Origin of the sequence: Phyllobacterium sp. 1468, from assembly GCF_031455525.1 — a bacterium.
GTDB lineage: Bacteria > Pseudomonadota > Alphaproteobacteria > Rhizobiales > Rhizobiaceae > Phyllobacterium.
The window spans coordinates 181,750-205,181 of the sequence record NZ_JAVDSX010000003.1 but is presented as its reverse complement, the minus strand read 5'-3'; the positions used below and the strand labels follow the sequence as shown (position 1 = coordinate 205,181).

Sequence of the window (23,432 nt, the reverse complement as noted above, 5' to 3'; positions counted from 1 at the left end):
AACTCCTGCAATACAGTCCTTTTTTCGCCTCTGGACGAGCCAACGCTCTCCCAATAACATGGCTTTATGTCAATTGAGGATGAACGAGTTGGGTAAAGATTCAAAAAAGACGTCGCAACGCCCGGATCAGGGGAAATCCACACTCAAACTGAAGATTGACGGCAAGAAGCGCAGCTTCAATATTGACGATCCGAAATTACCGGACTGGATAGAAGATGGCGCGCTGGAATCCGGTGATTTTCCCTATACTGAAAAGATGCCAAAAGACGAATACGCGGAGACGCTCGAGAAGCTGCAAATCGAGCTGGTGAAACTCCAATACTGGCTACAGGATACCGGCGGTCGGGTGATGGCGCTCTTCGAGGGACGGGACGCGGCGGGCAAGGGCGGCACGATCTTCAATTTGCGTCAATATATGAATCCGCGCTCCGCACGCAACGTCGCCTTGCCCAAACCCAGCGAGACCGAGCGGGGCCAATGGTATTTCCAACGCTATGTCTCGCACTTTCCCACCACCGGCGAATTCGTAACCTTCGACCGTTCCTGGTATAATCGAGCGGGGGTCGAACCCGTGCTTGGATTTTGCACCCCCGAACAGCATGAGACATTTCTCGAAGAAGCACCCGGCCTTGAGCGCATGATCGTGGCCGATGGTATTCATTTCTTCAAATTCTGGCTTGATATCGGCCAGATCATGCAATTGAAGCGCTTCCACGATCGCAGGCATAGCCCGTTGAAGAACTGGAAATTCTCACCGATCGATATCTTGGGTGCCGAAAAGTGGGACGACTATACCAAGGCGCGCGACCAGATGTTTGCTCGCACCCATACGCTTTACGCACCATGGACAGTCGTACGTTCCAACGACAAACGCCGCGCACGCCATGCAGTGATCCGCAGAATACTTTTGAGCCTGCCTTACAAGGGTCGAGATATCGATTCGATCGGCAACGAGGACGCCTTGATTATCGGCTCGGGTCCAGGCTTTTTCTAACCGCGGCCGGTCGGTGGGGTGTCTTCTCCCACAGGAAGGGCTGTGTGCAGAGTTGCTTGACTGCACGCCATGCCGCGAGCGATATCAATATCCAATAGAACGGTATAACGCGCAGTATAGAGCCTTTTATATCTTTACCTACTGAACTGCGGTTTCCCAGCGCGTGGAATGACAGGTAACCCATAGTGATATTCATGCAATCATAGATTAAAAAACCGCGATCGGCGATAGCAGCGTTTTCCAAAACAAGATCTACCCCCGAATACACAATGAAAACAATCATCAGCGGATACAGCAGCGAGGAGACGATTAATCCTGCTATCAACATGTGATAGACTAGAAATCGTCGAAAACCGAGATCGTCAAGAAACTGCCTCGGATGCCGCATCTCGAATAGCCAAGTCTGCATCCAGCCTTTCAGCCAGCGTGTCCGCTGCCGCAACCACACGTCGATGACTGTCGGCGCATCTTCAATCGTTGGCAGCGACAGCATCTCGACAGTAAATCCGCGACGAGCTAGTCGCGTACCAAGTTCAGCGTCTTCGGTCATGTTGTATGGGTCCCAACCTCCGACTCCGTTGAGACAGTCGCGGCGAAAATGGTTGGAACTTCCGCCGAGCGGTAACACGAGACCGTTGCGGTCAAGCCAGGGCAAAAGGCCAAAGAAATGCACGGCGTATTCGAATGCGAACAAGCGGGCAAGCCATCCTTCGTGAGTGTTCCCAATAACCAATGGAGCTTGCAGGCAGCCTAGGTTGCGCCCTCCGACACTGAAGCGCTGCCATGCCTCGAGCAGTTGATCGGGATGCGGCCGGTCTTCTGCATCATAAACAACCACAAATTCTCCACGCGCCATTTGAAGCCCGTAGTTCAGTGCTTTCGGTTTTGTACGAGGCCCGATGCCGGGCACCGGAATGACCATGAAACCATGGGGTAGTTTTTGATCCTGGAACGCTGCAATGGTCGCGACGTCATCTGCTTCGCACAGGAAGGTGACTTCCAGCTTCGAGCGTGGCCAGTTGAGCTCAATCATTGCCCGGACCAATTGCGGAACGACATCGGCTTCCTTGTACAGCGCAATCATGACGCTATAGACGGGAAGCTCGCGCGCTGGAACCGTTGGCAGGACGCGCTTTTCTCGTCTTATCGTTGCCCTTGCCGCCATTAGGCGCAGCAGGATGCACCCGGAAAAAAATACCGAGAAAAGCATATGAAAAATGAACCATAGGCAAGAAGGTGCAAGGGCAAGCCCGAATAGGATCGACGCGCTCGATAGCCCGAGAAGGATGCCTTGGCTGCCGGTCACAACAATCCTTGCCGAGAATCCTCGACTAGTCGTTTCGACAATGTCTACGGCATTTTCCGCTAGCGCCCGCTCGTAATGCAGTCGCAGAAATTCTAAAAGGTGCGCGGGAGTCGTTATTCTCAGTCGGGGTGCGATATCCTGGCTTTGGGGAAGATGACGTTTGAGCACTGCAATTTCCTGCAGCGTCGGCGCAATATAGATCAAGGTCGTGTGATCACATGTGACGACTACTGCGTGTCTTATACGCCTCAGAGCCACTGAATTCGGTATCGTAGGGGCGACGACGCGTACATCTGTAGCAATCTCATCGAACAACAAGCCTGCTTCATCAGCAACACACGATGCGATCAATGCGTCATCGGCACCATCAGAGGCATAAAGCTCTTCGAGGAAGGAAGTTGCATTGCAAACAGATCGCCTGAACGCTGCGATGATCGGTGGCTTCGCCATTCCACCTGCGCAGAGGCGAGCGGCGAGCGAAATCGCGATTTGCTTGGTCATGGGGAGGCATCTCTAATGAGGGACGGTCGCAACGACACTCCCCAGCAACATCTGGAAATAGCAAATGTAGTTACGCAACAATATCATCTGAAACCTTCAATCAAAAATTGAAATTTACAAATATCACTATACTAAAAGTAGCGTCTCTCGATATACAATGCAGGCTATGCGCAATATTAACATTTAATATTGAAATTTCGCAATTGTCATTAGTTTTTCTGAACGGGATGAAGCTAGAGCAAACTTTGTCCATTCAGAGCCATTCTGGCCGAAGGGCTGGCGGACACCCAGTTTGTCGGGCGGCGGCGTCCGACGGGCAAACATCGGCCTCGCCACCTTTCGTGTCGCTGTCTCGCCATACGGGAAACAGAACTGGCTTTGAATGCACAAAACTTGTTCTAGCCTGTCAAGGGCACCCAGATCGTGTTACGTTCACGGCAAATCACACTGTTCCGTTGAGACCGAATGCACTTCCGCACACTCGCTACAACCGTTCTGAGCATCATCCTGATGGCGGTGTCGCTGGCCCATGCCGCGTCGAACTTTCCGCACTATTGGGACGGGCGTGAACATGTTTCCAAGCCAAATCTTTCCACAATCGAGCGCATCCGTTTTGTGACTACGGTCGACTATCCGCCCTTTAATTTTATTGACGGTACAGGACGCATTTCCGGCTTCAATATCGATCTGGTGCGGGCGATCTGTGATGAGCTCGCCGTCACTGCAATGTGTCAGGTTGAAGCGCGCCCGTGGAATGAATTGCTGCCAACACTTGAAAATGGAGAGGCGGAAGCAATTATCGCCGGACTAAGACCGACGTCAGCCTTGCGTCAGAAACTCGCCTTTACGACGCCTTATATGAGGTTGCCAGCACGATTTGTGACCCTGAAGGAAACGCCACTTACTGATGAACATCTTGCCGATACGCTCGAGAAAAAGACAGTCGGCGTTGTAGAAGGGTCAGTGCACCAAGCCATTTTTGCTGACTACTTCCCGAAGGGCCATTGGGTCGGCTACCCCTCGCGTGATCTCATGCTCAAGGATCTCCAAGCCAAGAAGATTGACGCAGTATTCGGTGACGGGTCGGATCTATCCTTCTGGATCGGCAGCATTGAATCGGGCAACTGCTGCGCCTTCGCCGGTGGACCCTATATCGCACCCCAGTTTCTGGGTGATGGAATGACCATTGCGACCACACGTAAGAATAGTGAGCTTATCGATGCCTTTAATTTTGCCTTGAAGGCGATGGAGGAAAAAGGCACCACATCCGAACTCTATCTGCGTTATTTTCCGGTCGATTTTTATTGAGCTGATCGATCATTTGAAATCAGCGCGGGCACACGCAATTGACGCCAGCCAGCTTGCGCCATAGTGTCCGCCCGCCTTACCGGATGGCAGAACACAGGAAAAAAGAATGACTTCGCGCCTTGATACCCCCATGGAACTCAGCCCCGAATTAATCGAGGCTGCAGCAGAGGCCAAAGCTTGGCCTTTCGAGGAGGCACGAAAGATCATCAAACGTTATGAAAAGACCGGTTACCCCGAGACGATATTGTTCGAAACGGGCTATGGCCCCTCGGGTCTGCCGCATATCGGCACGTTCGGCGAAGTGGCGCGCACTTCCATGGTGCGCCATGCCTTTCGTGTGTTGACCAAGGACCTGGTCAACACCAAGCTGCTGTGCTTTTCTGATGACATGGACGGCATGCGGAAGATTCCGGACAACGTACCCGACCCCTCCTCCCTAGTGCCACATCTACATAAGCCACTGTCGTCCGTCCCAAATCCCTTTGGCGGCGATTACAGCAGTTTTGCTGACCACAACAACGTCATGCTGTGCCGCTTTCTTGACACGTTCGGCTTCGATTACGAATTTGCCAGTGCGACGGAATACTATAAATCAGGACGCTTCGATGAAGTTTTGCTTCGGGCGGTCAAGCATTACGACGACATCATGAACGTGATGTTGCCAACGCTCGGGGAAGAACGCCAGGCAACCTATAGCCCCTTTTTGCCAATCTCTCCCACGAGCGGCAGGGTTCTCTACGTGCCCATGAAGAATGTCGATCCCAAGAACGGCACGATAACTTTTGACGACGAAAACGGCACCGAGACCACCCTTCCCGTGACGGGTGGCAATGTCAAACTGCAATGGAAGCCCGACTTCGGCATGCGCTGGGCGGCTCTCGGCGTGGATTTCGAGATGTTTGGCAAGGATCATCAGACAAATGCAATCGTATACGACCGCATTTGCGAGATTTTGGGAGGCCGGGCGCCCGAGCATTTCGTTTATGAGCTGTTTCTTGATGATGTTGGCCAAAAGATATCCAAGTCGAAGGGAAATGGCATCAGTATCGACGAATGGCTGACCTACGCACCTACGGAAAGCCTCGGCCTTTACATGTTCCAGAAGCCGAGAACCGCAAAACGGCTTTATTTCGATGTCATTCCCAAGGCGGTGGATGAATATTTCACCTATCTCGCCGCCTACGAACGCCAATCCTGGAAAGACCGGCTGAACAATCCTGTCTGGCACCTGCATAATGGTAATCCGCCGATGGTGGAGATGCCAGTACCGTTCGCGCTTCTGTTGAATCTCGTCAGCGCCTCCAACGCTGAAAATCGTAGCGTACTCTGGGGTTTCATTTCCCGCTACGCACCCGGCGTGACCCCGCAGAACAGTCCGGAACTTGACGCACTCGTCGGCTACGCCATCCGTTATTTCAACGATTTCGTAAAGCCGACAAAGAAATTCCGGGCACCCGACGACGTGGAACGTCTGGCCCTCGAGAGGATGGGCCAAACGCTCGCAGCGCTGCCTGACGACGCCGATGGCGGGATGATTCAAAATGCCATGTTGGACGTGGCCCGCGGCATCGAACGCTATCAGGACCATGCGAAAAAAAGCCCGGAGGGAGGTCCGGGTGTGTCCGTATCGTTCTTTCAGATGCTTTATGAGGTTCTTATTGGCCAAGAACGCGGACCGCGCTTCGGATCGTTCGTGGCACTCTATGGAATCGCCGAGACGCGCGCATTGATTGCGAGGGCGCTCGCGGGACAATTAATTTGAGATAGTGCGCCTCAAATCTTCTCGGAGGGACGAATGATCGATCATACAGGTGTCGTCGTAAGCGACTTCGAGCGAAGCAAGAAATTCTACCGGGAAGCGCTCGCTCCAATTGGATACGAGTTGCTCCACGAAGTTCCAGCTTCGGTAACAGGAAGCGCGGATGTGGCGGGTTTTGGCGAGGGTGGCAAGCCCGACTTCTGGGTAACCAATGGCGATCCGAACAAACCGCCGCTTCACATTGCCTTTCGTGTCAAAAGCCGGGATATCGTCGATGCCTTTCACGCGGCCGCCATAGCGGCTGGCGGTAGTGACAACGGACGGCCCGGATTGCGTCCGCATTACCATCCCAATTATTACGGCGCGTTTGTGCGAGACCTTGACGGCCATAACATCGAGGCTGTTTGCCACGAAGCATAGCTATTCTGGGCGCGGTGGGAATGGGGCGTTTGGTACAGACAATGGCGGCGGAGACGGTAGCGGCTCAGCAGCAGGTTCCGGCGCATCACTTATCGACGGGATAGGCAAATTGGTTGAGGCCGGCAGTGCTGGAGGCGGCCCACCGAAGATACCAAGCTTGGCTTCCTCCGCTTTTTTCATTCTATCCGCCATTACCGTTCCATCCTTCGCGCGCGCCCAACCATTCTGCACCAGCCACTCGGCAAGATCCGCGTTGCCGAGCCTGCATTGTGTGGCGATGATATTGTCGGGCGGTTGTCCCGGCACATTGCATTCGACAGCGCGAGAGCGTAGCCAATTGCGGAACGCGGTCCGGGCAGCCATGCCACACGGCCATGCACTACCGCCATCCATAATGCAGGTTTCCTCCGGTTGCACTATTTCGATCCCATCCAGCGCGATTCGGTAACCGCCTGCTTCAATTGCCCCGGCTGCGGTGGCGACGGGGCGATAAAGAAGTGCTGGCTTGGCAGTATTGTCGACAGGCGCCGGTGGTGGCGCCGGCGCAGGAGGTGTCCGCGGTGCGGGAAGCATTTCCAGCTTTGTACTCAGGGGTGGGCGAGGCTCCACCCGCTCGAGCGGCGCATTGTCAATGCCTGAGGGAGCCATCGCATCCGGATCGACTTGACGCGCTTGCGGTGATGTTACCCTTGCCTGCGGCTGTGTGGCTTCCGATGAATCTTCTGGAGCGACATTGGTCATCTCATCGGGCAGTTCGAAATTCTCTGGCGTGACATCGACACCTTGATCTTGACTAGGCATATCGATGCCCCCGTTAAATGGCGCGACGAAAGCGTATATCAGTCCCAAAACCACCAGAACGGTCAGGACATAAAGTGGCATCTGGCGCATCTAAAATGCGTTCCTATTGGCTGGCCCACAGGATCCGTGCGATCCAATCGATATGGACCGCATCGAAGGTGCGATTGGGATGCTCGGGGTTCATCGATTGCAACTCGATTGTCCGCGGCGTCTGCCGTGCAAGTATCTTGGCCATGACTTCCCCGTCCTTTGTACGCACCACAACACGGTCGCCCCGTCGCACTGCTCCCCCGGGCGCAACGATGATCGTATCGCCATCGCGATACAGCGGCAGCATGGAATCGCCCGACACTTCAAGCGCATAAACCGAGTCGGCAGGCCCTACCGGGAACTCGACGACATCCCAGCCTTGACCCACAGGAAAGCCGCCATCATCGAAAAAGCCTCCAGCGCCTGCCTGCGCGAAGCCAAGCAGCGGTACAGCACGCGTCGCGCCGCCATTCCCGCCGCTGGCCCTGCCCAGAACGAGCGTCATGAACTCATCGAGAGAAGCGCCGGTAGCTTCCATGATCTTGGCGAGCGATTCAGTCGACGGCCACCGTGCGCGCCCGTCAACGGCGTAGCGCTTGGATTTGTTGAAGGTTGTTGGATCAAGCCCCGCACGCTTCGCCAATCCCGATACGGAAAGCGAGTGGCGTTCTGCCAGCGCATCTATGGCCGCCCATATGCGGTCATGTGAAAACATGATGATATCCAATAAAGGAAAAAATACCTTCAATACTGTTCTATAAAGGATTTTGACAAAAGTCGAGTAGAATTACGGAAAATTTTCTTATTTTTCACAGTTTTTATGCGTGGTTCTACAGGTATCAATAACCAATCGTGCTTGCCGACATCCTTTCGACGTCGGCAAGCACGCTTTAGATGAACTTCTTGAACCACGCACCAGGGACCTATTTCTCTCCACCCTGTCAAGCAGCCTGCTTTTTTTCCTCTGCGGCGTAAGGATTGAAACGGTCGTAGAAGGTTTGGCCTTTCTCAGCCATGTCGAGCAAGAGCTTCGGCGCTTTGAACTGTGTGCCATACTTCCGCTGCAGGCCCTTGGCGATTTCGACGAACTTTGCCGCGCCCATCCCATCGATGTAGGAAAGGGTGCCGCCAGTGTAGGGTGCGAAGCCGAAGGCAAGGATCGACCCCACATCCGCTTCACGTGGATCAGTGACAATGCCTTCTTCCATGACGCGTGCCGCTTCCAGCGCTATCGTGAACAGGAAGCGCTGCTTCAGTACCTCGACGTCGATCTTGTCCGGGTTCTGTTGCGGATAGAGCGTCTTCAACTCTGGCCACAAATGCTTTTTGGCAGGCTTCGCCGGATAATCGTAAAAGCCCTTGCCGTTCTTACGACCGCGCCGGTCATATCTATCGACGAGCGTGTCGACGAGCTCCACATGCCGTGGATCGATTGCCTTTGGGCCCAGATCGGTCAGCGTGGCCTTCAGGATCTTCTGCGACAGATCAATCGCCGTCTCATCGTTGAGCGCCAGCGGACCCACCGGCATGCCCGCCATGCGCGCGACATTTTCGATCATTGCGGGCGGAACACCTTCGATGAGCATGTTGTATGCTTCCGACATGTAGCGCAGAACACAGCGATTGACGTAAAAGCCGCGTGTGTCATTGACCACAATCGGCGTCTTCTTGATTGCGCGTACGTAGTCAAGCGCAACGGCAAGCGCCTTGTCCGAAGTTTTCTTGCCAAGAATGACTTCCACCAGCAGCATCTTGTCGACGGGCGAGAAAAAATGAATTCCGACGAAATTCTTAGGACGTTGCGAGACCTTGGCAAGGCCGGTAATTGGTAGCGTCGACGTGTTCGATGCGAAAATCGCGGCCGGCTTCAGCACGGCTTCCGCCTTTTCTGTGGCGATCCGCTTGACTTCACGATCTTCGAAAACCGCTTCGATGACGAGATCCGCGCCTTCGAGATCGGCATAATCTGCCGATGGTGTGATCAGGCCGAGAAGCTTTTCCTTTTCTTCCGCAGTAGCCTTGCCCTTCTGCATTTCCTTGGTAACCAGCTCGACGGAATGCGCCTTGCCCTTTTCCGCAGCCTCGATGCTTTGGTCGAGGAGCACTACCGGAATGCCGGCTTTGGCAGTAACGTAGGCGATGCCCGCTCCCATGAAGCCCGCACCGATAACACCGATTTTTTTGAATTTCGTCGGTTTGACATCAGCTGGACGGCGGGCGCCCTTGTTCAGTTCCTGCAATGATACGAACAGGGAACGGATCATCATTCCCGCTTCTGTCGTCTGCAGGATCTTGGTGAAGTACCGCTGCTCGATCTTGAGTGCTGTATCGAACGGGACTAGCAGGCCTTCATACACCGATTTCAGTATGGAGGCCGCGCCCGGATAATTGCCATAGGTCTCACGGCGGAGGATTGCCGTTGCCGCCGGCCAGAGATTGGCGCCCGCTGGCGAATAGATGGCACCACCCGGGAGTTTGAAGCCCTTCTCGTCCCATGGCTGTACCGGCTTCAGACCGGCCTTGATCATCTTCTTGGCAGACTCAACCAGCTTCTTGGCCGGAACGACCTCATGCACCAGCCCCATCGCCTTGGCGCGTGAGGCCGTCAGGCTGGAACCGGTCGTCATCATCTGCAGGGCGTCCTGCTGGTTGGTCAGACGAGGAACACGCTGCGTGCCGCCAGCGCCAGGGAAAATGCCGACCTTGACTTCCGGCAGGGCCATCTTCACCGACGGGTCGTCGGAAACGACGCGGCCATGACAGGCCAATGACATCTCGAATGCGCCTCCCATGCAGGTGCCGTTGATTGCCGAAACCCAAGGTTTCCCGCATGTTTCCAGCTTGCGGAAAAGGCCGCCCATCTTGCCAGTATTTTCGAACAGAAGCTCGACCGCCTTTTTCGGGTCCTTCGCCCTCTCTTCCTGGAAAAGCTGGAACATGCGCTTCAGCATGGTCAAGTCGGCGCCGCCGGAGAAAGTGTCCTTGCCGGAGGTGATCACCGCGCCCTTGATTGCTTCATCCTTCGCAACCCGATCGACGATGGCGTCGAGTTCCTTCATCACCGCTTCGGTGAAGACGTTCATGGACTTATCCGGCATATCCCAGGTTACGAGTGCAATACCGTCCGCGTCTACGTCGAATTTGAAGTTCGTATAGCTCATCTTTCTTATCTCCTCAGACGCGTTCGATAATGGTTGCGGTGCCCATGCCTGCACCGATACAAAGTGTAACGAGCGCAACGTTGAGATCCCGGCGCTCCAGCTCATCAAGAACAGTGCCGAGGATCATTGCCCCTGTGGCGCCGAGCGGATGCCCCATGGCGATTGCGCCGCCATTGACATTGATCTTGTCGCGCGGAATGTCGAAGGCCTGCATGTAGCGCAGCACCACAGCAGCAAACGCCTCGTTCAGTTCGAAGAGATCGATGTCTGAAATCTTCATCTTGGCGCGCTTCAAGAGTTTCTCCGTCACGTCGACTGGGCCGGTCAGCATCAGCGCCGGGTCCGAACCGATGTTGGCGAATGCGCGGATGCGGGCCCGCGGCTTTGAGCCGATCGCTTTGCCAGCAACTTTTGACCCAAGCAATACGCCTGCGGCGCCGTCAACAATGCCAGATGAATTGCCGGCATGGTGGACGTGATTGATTGTCTCGACTTCGGGATGGGCTTGAATGCCGACAGCGTTGAAGCCACCCATTTCACCAGGCATCACGAAGGATGGATTGAGCGAAGCCAGTGCCTGCATGTCCGTGGTCGGCCGCATATGCTCGTCATGATCGAGAATCGTCAGGCCGTTCTGGTCCTTGATCTCGAGAACCGAATTCTTGAAGTAACCCTTCTGCCAGGCCTCACCGGCTCGCTTCTGGCTTTCAACTGCGTAGGCGTCTACATCATCGCGAGTGAAGCCATATTTCGTGGCGATCAGGTCAGCGGAAACGCCTTGCGGCATGAAATAGCCTGGCAGGCCGACCGACGGATCCATGTACCAAGCACCACCCGACATGCCCATGCCGACACGCGACATGGATTCAACACCGCCGGCGATGACGATGTCATCCGCACCCTGCACGATCTTGGCGGCGGCGAAATTCACTGCATCAAGACCAGATGCGCAGAAACGCGATATCTGCATGCCCGGCGCCTTGAAATCATAGCCCGCTTCGAAGGCGGAGGATCGCGGGATAACAGCGCCAGCCTCTCCGACCGGATCGACGCAGCCATAGATGATGTCATCGACCAGGCCCGTATCGAGGCCGTTACGATCGCGCAGCGCCTCGAGCACATGAGCGCCGAGACGAACGGCAGGCACTTCGTGCAGGCTGCCGTCCTTCTTGCCCCGGCCACGCGGCGTGCGGACGTGGTCGTAAATATATGCGTCAGTCATTTCATTCTCCCTGTTCGAACCGGCAGCTCAGAGGCTGCGGGCGATCAAAAGCTTCATGATTTCGTTGGTGCCGCCATAGATCCGCTGGACGCGCGCGTCGCGGAACATGCGGGCAATAGGATATTCGTTCATATAGCCGTACCCGCCATGCAGCTGCAGACACTCGTCGACCACCTTGTTTTGCAAGTCGCTCAGCCAGTACTTTGCCATTGAAGCCGTAACGGGATCGAGCCCGCCATTCAGATGGCGCTCGACACAATGATTGTAGAAAACGCGGCCGATCGTGGCCTCCGTCTTGAGTTCGGCCAGTTTGAACTGTGTGTTCTGGAACTCGATAACAGCCTTGCCGAAAGCCTTGCGCTCCTTGACATAGTCCGATGTAATCGCAATGGCGCGTTCTGCCATGGCAATAGCAGTCCCGCCAATCTGCAACCGTTCTTGTGGCAATTGCTGCATCAGCTGGACGAAACCCTGTCCCTCTTCCGTCCCAAGCAGATTGGACGCAGGCACTCGGACGTCATTGAAAAACAGTTCAGAGGTATCATTGGACTTCAGCCCGACCTTGTCGAGATTGCGACCGCGTTCGAAACCTTGCTGCCCGTCAGTCTCCACGACGAAGAGCGAAGTGCCTTTCGCGCCCTGCGCTGGATCGGTCTTGGTTACGACGATGACCAGATTCGCGAGTTGACCGTTGGTGATGAATGTCTTCGACCCATTGATGACATAGTGATTGCCATCCCTTTTCGCACTGGTCTTTACACCCTGGAGGTCCGAGCCCGCACTGGGCTCAGTCATGGCAATGGCGCCGATTAGCTCACCGGTCGCCATTTTCGGCAACCATTTCTGTTTTTGCTCTTCAGACCCATAATGGAGGATATAGGGAGCAACGATGGAATTGTGCAGTGCTATGCCGAAGCCGTCGACACCGACATGGCTGATCGCTTCAAGAATGCCGCTTTCGTGCGCATAGGTGCCACCTGCCCCACCATATTCTTCCGGCATCGAGGCGCACAAAAGCCCGTTCTCACCGGCAAGCTCCCAGACCGAACGGTCGAACATTTCCTGTTTCTCAAAGCGGTCGTAGTGCGGAAGAACCTCGGCCTCGAGAAATTTCGTGGCCATCTCTTCCAGCATCACAACGTCGTCAGTCTTCCAGTCGGGTTTGGGAACACCCAATACTTCTTCCGGTCGCAGACCCATTACAAACCTCCCGAGAATAGTAAAGAAGCCGCGAGACGCGGCTCGAAATGAGCGTGCGTTAGCTTAGAATGCTTCGGCAGCGAGCGCCATCATCGTATCCGCTCCCGTCTGAATGCGAGCAAGATGCGCCGACGTCTCCGGCATGACGCGCTCCATGAAGAACTTGCCCGTGACGAGCTTGGTCTCATGGAAGGCCTTGTTGCCGGCGCCTTCAGCAAGTTTGGTATGGGATGCCTTGGCCATTCGCGCCCACATGTAACCGAGCGAGACCAGGCCGAACAGGTGCATGTAGTCGGTCGAAGCGGCACCCGCATTGTCAGGATTCGCCATGCCGTTCTGCATGAGCCACATGGATGCCGCCTGGAGGTCATTGAGGCCTTTCTTCAAATGCTTCGTGAAGAACGACAGCCTTTCGTCGCCGCGATTTTCTTCGCAGAAATCGCCGACCTCCTTGAAGAAGGCCATGACAGCACGTCCGCCATTGGCACCGAGCTTACGGCCGACGAGGTCCAATGCCTGGATGCCATTGGCACCCTCATAGATCATGGCGATACGCGCATCCCGCACATACTGGCTCATACCGTGTTCTTCGATATAACCATGGCCGCCGAAGACCTGCTGCGCCATGCAGGCGTGTTCGAAGCCCTTGTCGGTCAGGACACCTTTCAACACCGGTGTCATCAGGCCGAGAATGTCATCCGCCAATTGTCTTTCGGCCTCGTCACCGGAGCGATGAGCAATATCCGATTTCAATGCTGACCACAGGATGAAGGCGCGGCCGGCTTCGTTGAAGGATTTTATCGTCAACAGAATACGACGAATGTCCGGATGGACAATTATCGGGTCGGCCTTCTTATTTGGCTCTTTTGGTCCCGTCAGCGCTCGCCCCTGGATACGGTCGCGCGCATAGATGGCAGCGTTCTGGTAGGCAATCTCGCCGATGGACAGACCCTGCAGTGCAACGCCCAGGCGCGCCTCGTTCATCATTGTGAACATGGCGCGCAGACCCTTGTTCTCTCCGCCGATCAGGTAGCCGGTCGCTTCGTCATAATTCATGACGCAAGTCGAATTGCCATGAATACCCATCTTTTCTTCGATTGAACCGCAGGATACGCCATTGCGCGTCCCGGGATTGCCGTTCTCGTCCAGATTGAACTTCGGCACGATGAAAAGCGAAATACCCTTGGTACCTTCCGGTGCGCCTTCGATGCGAGCGAGAACCAGGTGAATGATATTCTCGGCCATATCGTGCTCACCGGCAGAAATGAAAATCTTTTGGCCGGAAATCCGATACGAACCATCGGCATTCGGCACAGCCTTGCTGCGCAACAGTCCGAGATCGGTGCCGCAGTGCGGCTCCGTAAGGTTCATGGTGCCTGTCCACGTACCATCGGTCATTTTTGGCAAATAGGTCTGTTTCTGCTCGTCGGTGCCGTGCGTGAGAATTGCCGCAATGGCGCCCTGCGTCAGGCCGGGATACATGACGAGCGCCATGTTCGCCGAAGCCATATATTCACCCGCCGCCACGTGCAGCGCGTATGGCAGACCCTGACCGCCAAATTCCTGCGGCACGGCAAGGCCAACCCAGCCGCCCTCGCGATACTGATCGAACGCTTGTTTGTAGCCCGCTGGAGTCGTTACCGAACCGTCATCGTGACGTACACAGCCTTCTTGGTCACCAATCTGGTTAACCGGGAACAGTGTATTCTCGGCTAGCTTGGCGCCTTCGCTGAGGATGGCTTCAACAATATCCGGCGATGCGTCGCCAAAACCTTGTAGATTACCGTAGCGTTCAAAACCCAGTACGTCGTTCAAGATAAACAGCGTGTCTTCAACAGGCGCGCGATAGCTCGGCATCAGGCTTCCTCCAAAACAAAGCAAAAACGGCACACGAGTTATGGCGCCGTTGTGATGACATTCAATCTAGCAAATTTTGACGTTTGCGTAAACGTCAAAATTGTCTCGAGTTCGTTTTTTTACCGACGCATTTACGCCCACTGTCACCACTTTGAAGGTCCGCGGCGCCCCTTTTCGGGGCGAAGATCCGTTCTTGGATTAAGCCGGCCAAATACTTTTTTAACCACTTCATACAGGGTCTTAACCAGTTGTTTACCACGTTTCGCCAATGTCACGATGACGGTGAACCGTGTCTATGTGTGATTTGTTTTTCACGGCTTGTCGGATCGCATGGGGCGCAAGCCCTGGCTCTCCGGTTTGGCCCCGACGCGCACAGCGCTATTGGCCGTTTCCTCAGAGCGATGGTTTTTCACCCGCCACGGTGTGGCGTCAACTCGAGCAGACGTCCATGACGAACCAGAGGTCACTAATGGAACAGGTCAATGTAAATCGCGCACGCCGTGATGCGACGTCGCTCGACAGTATCAACCGTACGCTCGAGGATCTCGAAAGTCAGTTGCGGGGTGCAATGGAGCCGAAGAAAGAGAATCCTCCGGAGAGCGAGGATATTGCCAATCGGTTTGCCGCTCTCGCCTCTCGTGCGGGTCAATTGACCACCTCCCGTTACGTTGCAGCAACCCCCGCGCCTGTTTCAAACAAGTATGACCTCTCGGCAATTGCCGCTCAACTCAAACAGCTACGTGAGGAGATGGAAGCCGAGATCAAATCGCCCATCAACTCTGCGGAACCACACAGCGAAACGATTGGCAGACTCAGCCGGTCAACCGCTTCCAGTGAGCGCCCGTTCAATCGAGCGTCTGCAAGCCAGGCGGAGACGGGTCATCTTTCCATGCTGCGCGGGGATCTCGATGAATTGAAGCGCACAGTCAATACATTGGCCCGCGAAGAATCGGTACAGAATCTTGGCGATCGCTGGGATGCAATCGATGAACGCTTCGATGCCTTTGTACAACGCAACCCTTCGACTACAGGAAGTGGCACCTCGCTGCCTTCCAAATACATGCAGCAGCTCGATGAACGACTTGACGAGATCAGCCGCGCCATCGTTGCTACCTCGCAACCAGCCTCAGGCCAATCAATCGAAGTCGATGCCTTCGAACGCCTGGAGGCGCGCATTGCCGCACTGACGTCGCCCGACCGCACCTCGGATACCATCCTCAAGCGTATGGGCGAACTCGCCGAGCGTGTTGATCAACTTACCGAGCAGAGCAAAACACCTGCGATCAGTCTTGACATCTTGTCTGAACAGCTGTCGGCGGTGATGCGCCATTTGCAGACCGCACCGGCGGCGATCAATATCTCTGATTTCCGCGACCTTGAAAGCCGCGTACTGCAGATCATCGAAAAGCTTGAAACCCTACCGCAGCCAGCGGTTGATCCCGAGTTCATCGAAAAGATCGATCAGCGCTTCGAAGAACTAACGCGCCGTCTCGACGACCACCACTTGATGAGCGAGAACAGCGACATTCGCCTGACCGATAATATCGAAGCCCGTTTCGAGGACATGGCACGCTACATTGCGCAAAACATGCCGCAAACCGAGAATACGCACGATGTCATTCGCAGTCTTGAACTGCAGATTGCGGGTTTGGCCGAGCATCTTGCTCAATCGAATGATCGATACGCCGAAATGTCCGCTATCCCACCACGCCTCGACGCGATCGAAGAATCAATGGCGGCAAACCGTGATTTCGTCGTGGAGGCTGCCCGAAACGCTGCGATCGAGGCGATCCGCAACACTGCCAGTTTTGGCAGCGACCACGATAGCATGATTGCCCGCGAACTCGCCGCCGACTTGAAGACGCTGGAAAAGCTTTCACGCAAATCCGAAGAGCGGAACAGCAAGACGTTCGAGGCAATCCACGATACGCTGCTCAAGATAGTTGACCGGCTTGCCTCGCTCGAAAGCGGGCCGGCTCCGGTCGACAGGCCCCCTGCAGCCGGGATTGAAGACACAGTCATCCCCGAAGCGCCAGCGATGAAAGCTACGCTGGCTTACGATTCCCCCATGGATGTCGGGCCGGTTCTCGATGCTGCGATCTTCTCGACAAGCCAGGAACTGCCATCGGAAGCGACGCGTACGGATGTTGCCGAAGAGGGAACCCACGAAAAAAGATCTCTCTTCCGCAGCCTTACCCGCGGCCTGAAGGGACGCAGCAAACAGGAAATGCTTCCACAGGACATAGAAATCGATGTCGTCGAGGAGGCAAAAAAGACGGATAAAGTCGATCTGGATCCGAACATTCTCAATCGTCCGCTTGAGCCTGGCTCCGGTATGCCAGATCTGAATTCTATCCTGAAGCGCGTTCGCGACGACCGCCGGGATATGCCACTTGCCGGCGGTACATCGGAAGGCAAGGCCGATTTTATCGCCGCCGCTCGGCGCGCTGCTCAAGCAGCAGCCTCGGAAGTCGAGAGCCAGAAGCGCACCCCGGTGTCTGACAGGGCTGACGTTGCCAAGGACAGCCTGCTTACACGCCAGCGCAAGCCAATTCTCTTGGCGATCGGCGCGATCATGATCGCAATTGCAGGTCTGCAACTGAAGAATGCATATCTGAACCATGCGGACGGAATTGAAAAAGCATCCATTGCCCGGCCTACGCCACCCGAACAAGTAGGGGATGCTGCAACCAAAGCACCACAACCTGTCGAGCAAGCAAAGACTCAGGTACTTACAACTCCGGCCGAAAACAGCGCACCGAAGGAACTGGCTGCCTCACAGCCCGCACCGGACAGCGTGGAAGCGGTTATCGCCACGCAACAAGCAACACCATCCACCATGGACGCCACGCCGGTGGTACCGGTCATCGATACTGCATCGACCACAGCTATCCCCGCAATTCCGACTGAGGCTGGACCCCAAGCGCTGCGCGATGCGGCAGCAAGCGGCGACAGCAAGGCTCTTTTCGAAATCGGTAACAACTATATGGATGGGCGCGGTGTCAGCAATGACTTCGCCAAAGCAGCCGAATGGTACAACCTTGCTGCAGAACGGGGCTTCGCGCCGGCGCAATACCGTATCGGCAACTTCTACGAGAAGGGCCTTGGTGTTACTCGCGATCTGGCGAAAGCCAAGACTTATTATCAGCTTGCCGCCGAACAGGGCAACGCGAGCGCCATGCACAACCTCGCCGTCCTATTTGCCGCCGGAGCCGATGGTACAGCTCCAGACAACGAAGCCGCCGCGCGTTGGTTTACCCAGGCAGCCGAACTCGGTGTCAAGGACAGCCAGTTCAATCTCGGCATTCTTTCAGCCAAGGGTGTGGGCCTGCCACAGAATCTGGAAGAGAGCTATAAATGGTTCGCGATCGCGGCCAATGCCGGTGATAGGGACGCTGCTCAGAAGCGAGACGACGTGGCCAAGATCATGTCTCCCGAGCAGCTTGAACGCGCGAAGGCTGCCACAGAGCTTTGGAAGCCGAAACAGCTGAATCCGGACGCCAACGCCCTCAACGTGCCCGCGGATTGGCGGGAAAGCCCGACGACGACCGGTTCGATCGATATGGAAAAGGCGATCCGCAACGTTCAGCTCATCCTCAACAAGCACGGCTATGATGCCGGCGGTTCGGACGGTAAAATAGGCTCTAAAACACGCGACGCGATCATGGCGTTCCAGAAGGACAATGGGCTCAAGCCCACCGGCAATATCGACAAGGATCTGGTTCGCAATTTACTCAGGAAGAATGGCTGACCGTGCCAAGGGGATAAGTTTCTCTCTTAAAACCATTATAGCAACGCTATTGCGACACAGGGATTCGCGTTTAAGCCGCAATGTATTAGGGCCCTCAGCCAGAATTTGACTTGAGCCCGGCAAGCGGGCAAGAAACCTTAAAGAATTGCTGTCATTGTGGTGGTACGACGGTGTCGTGACACCATAATGGGTTTGGGGTTCGCATTGGGTATTTACCTGCCTATCGCCGAGATTTCGGTCAATGTCTTCGTGCTATTTTTTATGGGCGCGGCGGTAGGATTTTTATCGGGTATGTTTGGCGTTGGTGGCGGTTTTTTGATAACGCCGCTTCTCATCTTTTACAATATTCCACCTGCTGTTGCGGTTGCCACTGGCGCAAACCAGGTCATTGCTTCGTCATTCAGCGGGGCTCTCACCCATTTCAAACGCGGCACCCTCGACGTCAAGCTAGGTTCGTTACTGGTTGTAGGCGGTATCGCCGGTGCAGGCGTCGGTATTTATGTCTTTGTTGTGTTGCGCGAACTTGGCCAGCTCGATCTCATAGTATCGCTTCTCTATGTCGTCTTTCTTAGCACCGTCGGCGGTCTGATGTTGTATGAGAGCCTTCAGGCCATGCGAAGGACGAGAGCTGGCCAGCTCTCCAATTTGAAGAAGCCAGGCCAGCATAATTGGGTACACCGGCTGCCCTTCAAGATGCGGTTCCGCGCCTCGAAGATTTATGTGAGCATCATCCCCGTTTTGGTGCTTGGTGGAGCCATAGGGTTTCTCTCCTCGATCATGGGTGTCGGCGGCGGGTTTATCATGGTTCCCGCAATGATTTACCTGTTGAAGGTACCGACGAATGTGGTCATTGGTACGTCCCTCTATCAGATCGTTTTCGTCACAGCCTTCACCACTGTGATGCAGGCAACCACCAATCAGTCAGTCGATATCGTACTGGCGATGCTTTTGATGACCGGCGGGGTGATCGGCGCCCAATATGGCGCCCGCATCGGCCAGAAATTGCGCGGCGAACAACTGCGCGCGCTGCTGGCTATGCTGGTCCTAGCGGTTGGTCTGCGTCTCGCGATTGAACTTTTCGTCACGCCCGATGATCTTTACTCTGTCGCGGTTGCGCTCGCCACGAGGGCGCCATGAATACGCGCGCCGGTGCTCTAGTTCTGATCATTGCACTTCTTGCGGGACAGCAGGCTCACGCACAGCAATTGCCTGGCAACAAGGAGACCATTGAAATCGGTCTCTCCACTGACACGATCGCGATCACATCCGGCTTCCGAGGCACTGACCTGACGGTTTTCGGTGCGTTGGACAATGCCGATCCGTTGATCCAGCGACAAGGTCGCTATGATATCGTTGTGGTTCTCGAAGGTCCCGAGAGGGACTTTGTCGTGCGACGCAAGGACCGATTCTTTGGCATTTGGGTCAATGCGGAATCCGTGTCATTCCAACACATTCCGGCATCCTATTCGCTCGCATCAACCCGCAATCTGCAGGATATAGCAACGCCGAAAATATTCGGCCAGCTTAGCCTAGGGGTCAACAATATCTTCTACGAGCCAATGCCTGACGGCTTTGGATCGAGCGAATCCCTCAAGGAGTTCACCAAGGAGTTACCGCGGCTGAAACTCAAACAGCGTCTGTACAATCAACGCCCCGGCGACGTGCAATTCCTGTCATCCACGTTGTTCCGTGCCACCCTTTCGTTGCCCGCTAATGTGCCTGTAGGCAAGCATATTGCGCGCGCATATCTGTTTCGCAATGGTGAGTTTTTGCGTGAAAGCTCGACAAGTCTCAACATTGTTAAAGCGGGTCTTGAGTTTCGCATCTACCGCGCCGCCAACCAATACAGCCTGCTTTATGGTCTTTTTGCTGTGTTCCTTGCAGTCGTGACCGGTTGGATGGGACGCTTGGTATTCCGCAAAGACTAATAGACGTCAGGCTTCGCGACGACAATAAGCCCGTGCAGGGGTTCGCCCCGATCAAGACGGATCATCTCCTGCTGCAGACTTACCAATGTCATGGAATTCTCCGCCAGGACCCGCCGAACGTAGCTTTCGGAATGGGTGTAACGTAGCGATGGCTGGAGGATCAACTCATCGTCGCCCGAATGGTTCTCAACGGAAAATGCGAACAAGCCATCCAGTACCAGCGCCCCGGCGACATTGTTGAACGCACGGTGGAGATCACCAACATAGACAAAGACATCCGCCGCAACGATGAGATCGGCGCTTTGGGCAGGCGTATCGAGTCCGTTCACATCGCCTTTGACAAGGGTGTCATAAACTTGTTTTTCGGCAGCCTTCTGCAGCATGGCTTCGGAGAGGTCCACCCCGACTAGTTCATCGGCATAGGCACGGAAATACGGACCCATCAGGCCGGTACCGCAACCAAGATCAAGCACGGAGCGGAAACGCCGTTCCGGCTCGGCCACCTTGATGGCGTTCGCCAGCAGTTCGGGGACTCGGTACTCCAATCTCTCCAAAAGCGCTGTTTCAAAGGTTGGCGCATAAGCGTCGAATAGGGTTTCGACATAGGCTGTCGGTGGTGTGTCCGGCGGGGCGGCGTGGCCGGTTGCCGCGAGCTTCAATCCTGCGCCAAAGCGATCGTCCGGTTCCAGCTGCAGCAATTTTCGCCAAGCCTCAGCCGCGGCATCACCCTGCCCCGCCGCCTCATGCATCTCGCCAAGCCGAAAAAGGCCGGCAGTCCAATTGGGAGTTATCTCCAGTGCTTGCCGCATGAGGTCGGCAGCCGCACCATAGTCTCCGGTTTCGAATAGCATATCAGCATAGGACGCACGACGGTCGGCAATCAGATCGCCGGAAGATAGAAACGCGCGCTCCATCTTCTTCTAATTCGTGACCTGGACGCGAATCGAGATGATATCGACCGACTTTCCCGCTTGGGTTATATCCGAATTGATCTTGATCGCGCCGCCCGCAACCGGTTTCTTATCCGCCGGAAATTGCTTCTGCACCAGATACTCGCTGCTCGCATCGGAAACATCGAAACGCGTGCGTCCGCAATCACCCAGATCCCTGAAGTCGCAACTCACCGCCATTTGCGTCCTGGCACCATCCTCGCTCTTGGCTACGATATCGAACATCGTGTTTTTACCGGCAAGCTGTTCGAGAACGCCTTGGCCGACCTGGAAACTAACTTCATCGGCTTCACCAGGCGACGTGATACGCAGATACTTCTCTACCTGATCACCACCGATCGTGGCCGTCGCCCGTCCGGCGACAGATACCTGCGTTGTATCGGACGGATCGAAAATCGTAATCCAGTTACCCTCAGGCGACAACTCGCCTTCCTTCAGCGGCTCGTGGCTACCGGTTACGGCCGGATTGCCGGTGCTTGGCGGGATGCTGGACGGCTTTGAATTGATAATTCCGGAAGCAACAAGCCAGAGCAGACCGAGCGCTAGGGCCAGGATGGCAAGAATGATAACAAATTTGGTTAGGCCGCTCGCCTTTTTGCGTTCCGTGTTTCGCTTCAGCCGTGGGCGCAGGCGGTCCGGGCGATAATTGTCGGCAGTGACAGGCGCATCGGATATCAGTTCCGGTGCGTCAAAGTCAGGTTTCCGTCCAACATCAATCGTAGGTTCAATCCTCGTCGCAGACTGCGAAAGCACTGGTTCACGCCTTTCAACAACTGGCGCAGGCACTGGAGGCGCTATCGAACCCGTTGTCTGGACTTCTTTTTCGATCCTGGTGATTGCGTCCTTCAGCCGTTCGCGGCGTTCGTCCCGTTGCCCATCATCCAACGCCCCGTTTGCCGCAAGCGAACGCTCATGGGCTCCCCAAGCCGATTCGTAAACCTTCTGCCGAATCGCAGGGTTTCCGACGTCGACCTTGGCCAACGCATTCCTGATCGCTTGCTCGATTGCTTCCAACTCGACGATTATCCCTTCAACACGGCTCCCATGGTTGGCTAGCCATAACGCATCTCGCTGCTTATTCAAGACTCGCGCGGCGCAATGATGGCCGTTTCGAATTATCAACGCTATTGTTCGAAACCCTGCATCGGCGCTCGTTCATAATATCACCTACCTTTCACTTGCCCCGAATGCATGGGCTCTGGTATGAAAGTTACGTTTACGCTAACGTCAAAATTTGGAGATAGACAATGGCCTTGCCGGATATCTTGAAGTCGAAGCTGCGAATTCCGGTGGTGGGTGCTCCATTGTTTATTATCTCACATCCAGCGCTCGTGCTCGCCCAGTGTAAGGCCGGAATTGTTGGATCTTTTCCGGCTTTGAATGCCCGCCCCGAAGCACAGCTCGACGAGTGGCTCGCAGAGATTACGGAAGACCTACGCAGTCACGACGAGAAAAACCCGGGCTGCCCAGCTGCGCCCTTTGCCGTGAATCAGATCGTACACCGCTCGAACAAGCGGCTCGAACACGATTTGATGATGTGCGTCAAATACAAAGTTCCGATCGTTATTTCATCGTTGGGAGCGGTGCCGGAGGTGAACGAGGCCATCCACTCGTATGGTGGTATTGTCCTTCACGACATCATCAACAACCGCCATGCCAATTCGGCTATTCGCAAAGGCGCGGATGGGTTGATAGCGGTCGCAGCAGGTGCGGGAGGCCATGCGGGAATGCTCTCTCCGTTCGCGCTTGTCCAGGAAATCCGTGAATGGTTCGATGGGCCTTTGTTGCTGTCGGGTGCCATCGCGACCGGCCGCGCCATTCTGGCGGCGCAGGCCATGGGTGCCGACCTTGCCTATATCGGCTCGCCTTTCATCTCCACCACCGAAGCGCGCGCTGGCGATGACTATAAAGAGATGATTGTCGGCTCCAATTCTTCCGATATCGTATATTCGAATTACTTCACCGGGATTCATGGAAACTATCTGAAGCCGTCAATAGCCAAGGCCGGAATGGATCCGGATCATTTGCCAGAGGCTGACCCTTCCAAAATGGACTTCGAGGCAGCAACGACCGGCGCCAAGGCCTGGAAAGACATCTGGGGCTGCGGCCAAGGCATTTCGGCCGTTAAGGAAATCGCTCCGGCAGCCAGTCTCGTCGCCCGCCTTGAGCGGGAATATGACGCAGCAAAGACGGCGGTTTGTGCAGCTTAGCGATGCTGCCGCCAAATCACGAGGGATGTCCGTC

General features: G+C 55.3%; 17 protein-coding genes. 8 read left to right on the top strand and 9 right to left on the bottom strand.

Features of this window, described 5'->3' with window-relative positions; all coding sequences use genetic code 11:
- Positions 1-148: 148 nt before the first annotated feature.
- Positions 149-994 carry a polyphosphate kinase 2 gene (gene ppk2 / locus J2X72_RS10150; protein WP_405044696.1) on the top strand — a complete coding sequence of 282 codons (846 nt, stop codon included), beginning with the start codon at positions 149-151 and terminating at the stop codon, positions 992-994.
- On the opposite strand, the gene J2X72_RS10145 is transcribed toward ppk2, so the two are convergent.
- Positions 966-2,750 carry a glycosyltransferase gene (locus J2X72_RS10145; protein ID WP_310071458.1) on the bottom strand — a complete coding sequence of 595 codons (1,785 nt, stop codon included), beginning with the start codon at positions 2,748-2,750 and terminating at the stop codon, positions 966-968. The genes ppk2 and J2X72_RS10145 overlap by 29 nt on opposite strands.
- 516 nt (positions 2,751-3,266) lie before the next feature.
- Between J2X72_RS10145 and J2X72_RS10140 the strand changes: the two genes are divergently transcribed.
- The 3 genes from J2X72_RS10140 to J2X72_RS10130 all read left to right on the top strand — a co-directional run bounded on the left by J2X72_RS10140 (position 3,267) and on the right by J2X72_RS10130 (position 6,288).
- Positions 3,267-4,109: a transporter substrate-binding domain-containing protein gene (locus tag J2X72_RS10140; RefSeq protein ID WP_310071455.1), complete on the top strand. Its 843-nt coding sequence runs from the start codon at positions 3,267-3,269 to the stop codon at positions 4,107-4,109.
- Between the two features lie 106 nt (positions 4,110-4,215).
- Positions 4,216-5,871 carry a lysine--tRNA ligase gene (locus tag J2X72_RS10135; protein ID WP_310071452.1) on the top strand — a complete coding sequence of 552 codons (1,656 nt, stop codon included), beginning with the start codon at positions 4,216-4,218 and terminating at the stop codon, positions 5,869-5,871.
- A gap of 33 nt (positions 5,872-5,904) precedes the next feature.
- Entirely contained in the window at positions 5,905-6,288 is a 384-nt protein-coding gene (locus tag J2X72_RS10130; protein WP_209998052.1) for a VOC family protein, read from the top strand.
- On the opposite strand, the gene J2X72_RS10125 is transcribed toward J2X72_RS10130, so the two are convergent.
- The 6 genes from J2X72_RS10125 to J2X72_RS10100 form a co-directional block, all read right to left on the bottom strand.
- Positions 6,289-7,179, bottom strand: coding sequence for a thermonuclease family protein (locus J2X72_RS10125; protein ID WP_310071447.1), 891 nt, complete (start codon positions 7,177-7,179; stop codon positions 6,289-6,291).
- 13 nt (positions 7,180-7,192) lie between these two features.
- Entirely contained in the window at positions 7,193-7,834 is a 642-nt protein-coding gene (locus J2X72_RS10120; RefSeq protein ID WP_209998054.1) for a helix-turn-helix transcriptional regulator, read from the bottom strand.
- A 226-nt stretch (positions 7,835-8,060) separates the two neighbouring features.
- Positions 8,061-10,280, bottom strand: coding sequence for a 3-hydroxyacyl-CoA dehydrogenase NAD-binding domain-containing protein (locus J2X72_RS10115; protein ID WP_310071444.1), 2,220 nt, complete (start codon positions 10,278-10,280; stop codon positions 8,061-8,063).
- Between the two features lie 13 nt (positions 10,281-10,293).
- A complete protein-coding gene (locus tag J2X72_RS10110; protein ID WP_310071442.1) occupies positions 10,294-11,502 on the bottom strand; it encodes an acetyl-CoA C-acetyltransferase in 1,209 nt (402 codons plus the stop codon).
- Positions 11,503-11,529: 27 nt separating this feature from the next.
- Positions 11,530-12,702, bottom strand: coding sequence for an acyl-CoA dehydrogenase family protein (locus J2X72_RS10105; protein ID WP_310071439.1), 1,173 nt, complete (start codon positions 12,700-12,702; stop codon positions 11,530-11,532).
- Positions 12,703-12,765: 63 nt separating this feature from the next.
- Positions 12,766-14,559 (bottom strand): acyl-CoA dehydrogenase C-terminal domain-containing protein, encoded by a 1,794-nt coding sequence (locus J2X72_RS10100; protein WP_209998058.1) that lies wholly within the window; start codon positions 14,557-14,559, stop codon positions 12,766-12,768.
- A gap of 448 nt (positions 14,560-15,007) precedes the next feature.
- Between J2X72_RS10100 and J2X72_RS10095 the strand changes: the two genes are divergently transcribed.
- The 3 genes from J2X72_RS10095 (at position 15,008) to J2X72_RS10085 (ending at position 20,238) form a co-directional block, all read left to right on the top strand.
- Positions 15,008-18,310, top strand: a complete 3,303-nt coding sequence (locus J2X72_RS10095; protein ID WP_310071436.1) for a peptidoglycan-binding protein — start codon at positions 15,008-15,010, stop codon at positions 18,308-18,310.
- 204 nt (positions 18,311-18,514) lie between these two features.
- A complete protein-coding gene (locus J2X72_RS10090; protein ID WP_310072189.1) occupies positions 18,515-19,447 on the top strand; it encodes a sulfite exporter TauE/SafE family protein in 933 nt (310 codons plus the stop codon).
- Positions 19,444-20,238: a TIGR02186 family protein gene (locus J2X72_RS10085; RefSeq protein WP_310071434.1), complete on the top strand. Its 795-nt coding sequence runs from the start codon at positions 19,444-19,446 to the stop codon at positions 20,236-20,238. The genes J2X72_RS10090 and J2X72_RS10085 overlap by 4 nt, the downstream gene beginning before the upstream one ends.
- On the opposite strand, the gene J2X72_RS10080 is transcribed toward J2X72_RS10085, so the two are convergent.
- Both J2X72_RS10080 and J2X72_RS10075 read right to left on the bottom strand, forming a co-directional pair.
- Positions 20,235-21,152 (bottom strand): methyltransferase domain-containing protein, encoded by a 918-nt coding sequence (locus J2X72_RS10080; RefSeq protein ID WP_310071431.1) that lies wholly within the window; start codon positions 21,150-21,152, stop codon positions 20,235-20,237. The two genes, J2X72_RS10085 and J2X72_RS10080, sit on opposite strands and share 4 nt — an antisense overlap.
- A 6-nt stretch (positions 21,153-21,158) precedes the next feature.
- A complete protein-coding gene (locus J2X72_RS10075) occupies positions 21,159-22,202 on the bottom strand; it encodes a hypothetical protein (protein WP_310071428.1) in 1,044 nt (347 codons plus the stop codon).
- Positions 22,203-22,435: 233 nt separating this feature from the next.
- On the opposite strand from J2X72_RS10075, the gene J2X72_RS10070 reads away from it, so the two are divergent.
- Positions 22,436-23,398: a nitronate monooxygenase family protein gene (locus J2X72_RS10070; protein WP_310071425.1), complete on the top strand. Its 963-nt coding sequence runs from the start codon at positions 22,436-22,438 to the stop codon at positions 23,396-23,398.
- Positions 23,399-23,432 lie beyond the last annotated feature (34 nt).

Excerpts from the sequence above, each read along its gene's own strand:
- J2X72_RS10120 (WP_209998054.1), bottom strand. The coding sequence starts at position 7,834 with ATGTTTTCACATGACCGCATATGGGCGGCCATAGATGCGCTGGCAGAA.
- J2X72_RS10070 (WP_310071425.1), top strand. The coding sequence starts at position 22,436 with ATGGCCTTGCCGGATATCTTGAAGTCGAAGCTGCGAATTCCGGTGGTG.
- J2X72_RS10130 (WP_209998052.1), top strand. The coding sequence starts at position 5,905 with ATGATCGATCATACAGGTGTCGTCGTAAGCGACTTCGAGCGAAGCAAG.
- J2X72_RS10145 (WP_310071458.1), bottom strand. The coding sequence starts at position 2,750 with ATGGCGAAGCCACCGATCATCGCAGCGTTCAGGCGATCTGTTTGCAAT.
- J2X72_RS10080 (WP_310071431.1), bottom strand. The coding sequence starts at position 21,152 with ATGGAGCGCGCGTTTCTATCTTCCGGCGATCTGATTGCCGACCGTCGT.
- J2X72_RS10110 (WP_310071442.1), bottom strand. The coding sequence starts at position 11,502 with ATGACTGACGCATATATTTACGACCACGTCCGCACGCCGCGTGGCCGG.
- J2X72_RS10125 (WP_310071447.1), bottom strand. The coding sequence starts at position 7,179 with ATGCGCCAGATGCCACTTTATGTCCTGACCGTTCTGGTGGTTTTGGGA.
- J2X72_RS10135 (WP_310071452.1), top strand. The coding sequence starts at position 4,216 with ATGACTTCGCGCCTTGATACCCCCATGGAACTCAGCCCCGAATTAATC.
- J2X72_RS10115 (WP_310071444.1), bottom strand. The coding sequence starts at position 10,280 with ATGAGCTATACGAACTTCAAATTCGACGTAGACGCGGACGGTATTGCA.
- J2X72_RS10095 (WP_310071436.1), top strand. The coding sequence starts at position 15,008 with ATGACGAACCAGAGGTCACTAATGGAACAGGTCAATGTAAATCGCGCA.
- J2X72_RS10100 (WP_209998058.1), bottom strand. The coding sequence starts at position 14,559 with ATGCCGAGCTATCGCGCGCCTGTTGAAGACACGCTGTTTATCTTGAAC.
- J2X72_RS10085 (WP_310071434.1), top strand. The coding sequence starts at position 19,444 with ATGAATACGCGCGCCGGTGCTCTAGTTCTGATCATTGCACTTCTTGCG.
- J2X72_RS10105 (WP_310071439.1), bottom strand. The coding sequence starts at position 12,702 with ATGGGTCTGCGACCGGAAGAAGTATTGGGTGTTCCCAAACCCGACTGG.
- J2X72_RS10140 (WP_310071455.1), top strand. The coding sequence starts at position 3,267 with ATGCACTTCCGCACACTCGCTACAACCGTTCTGAGCATCATCCTGATG.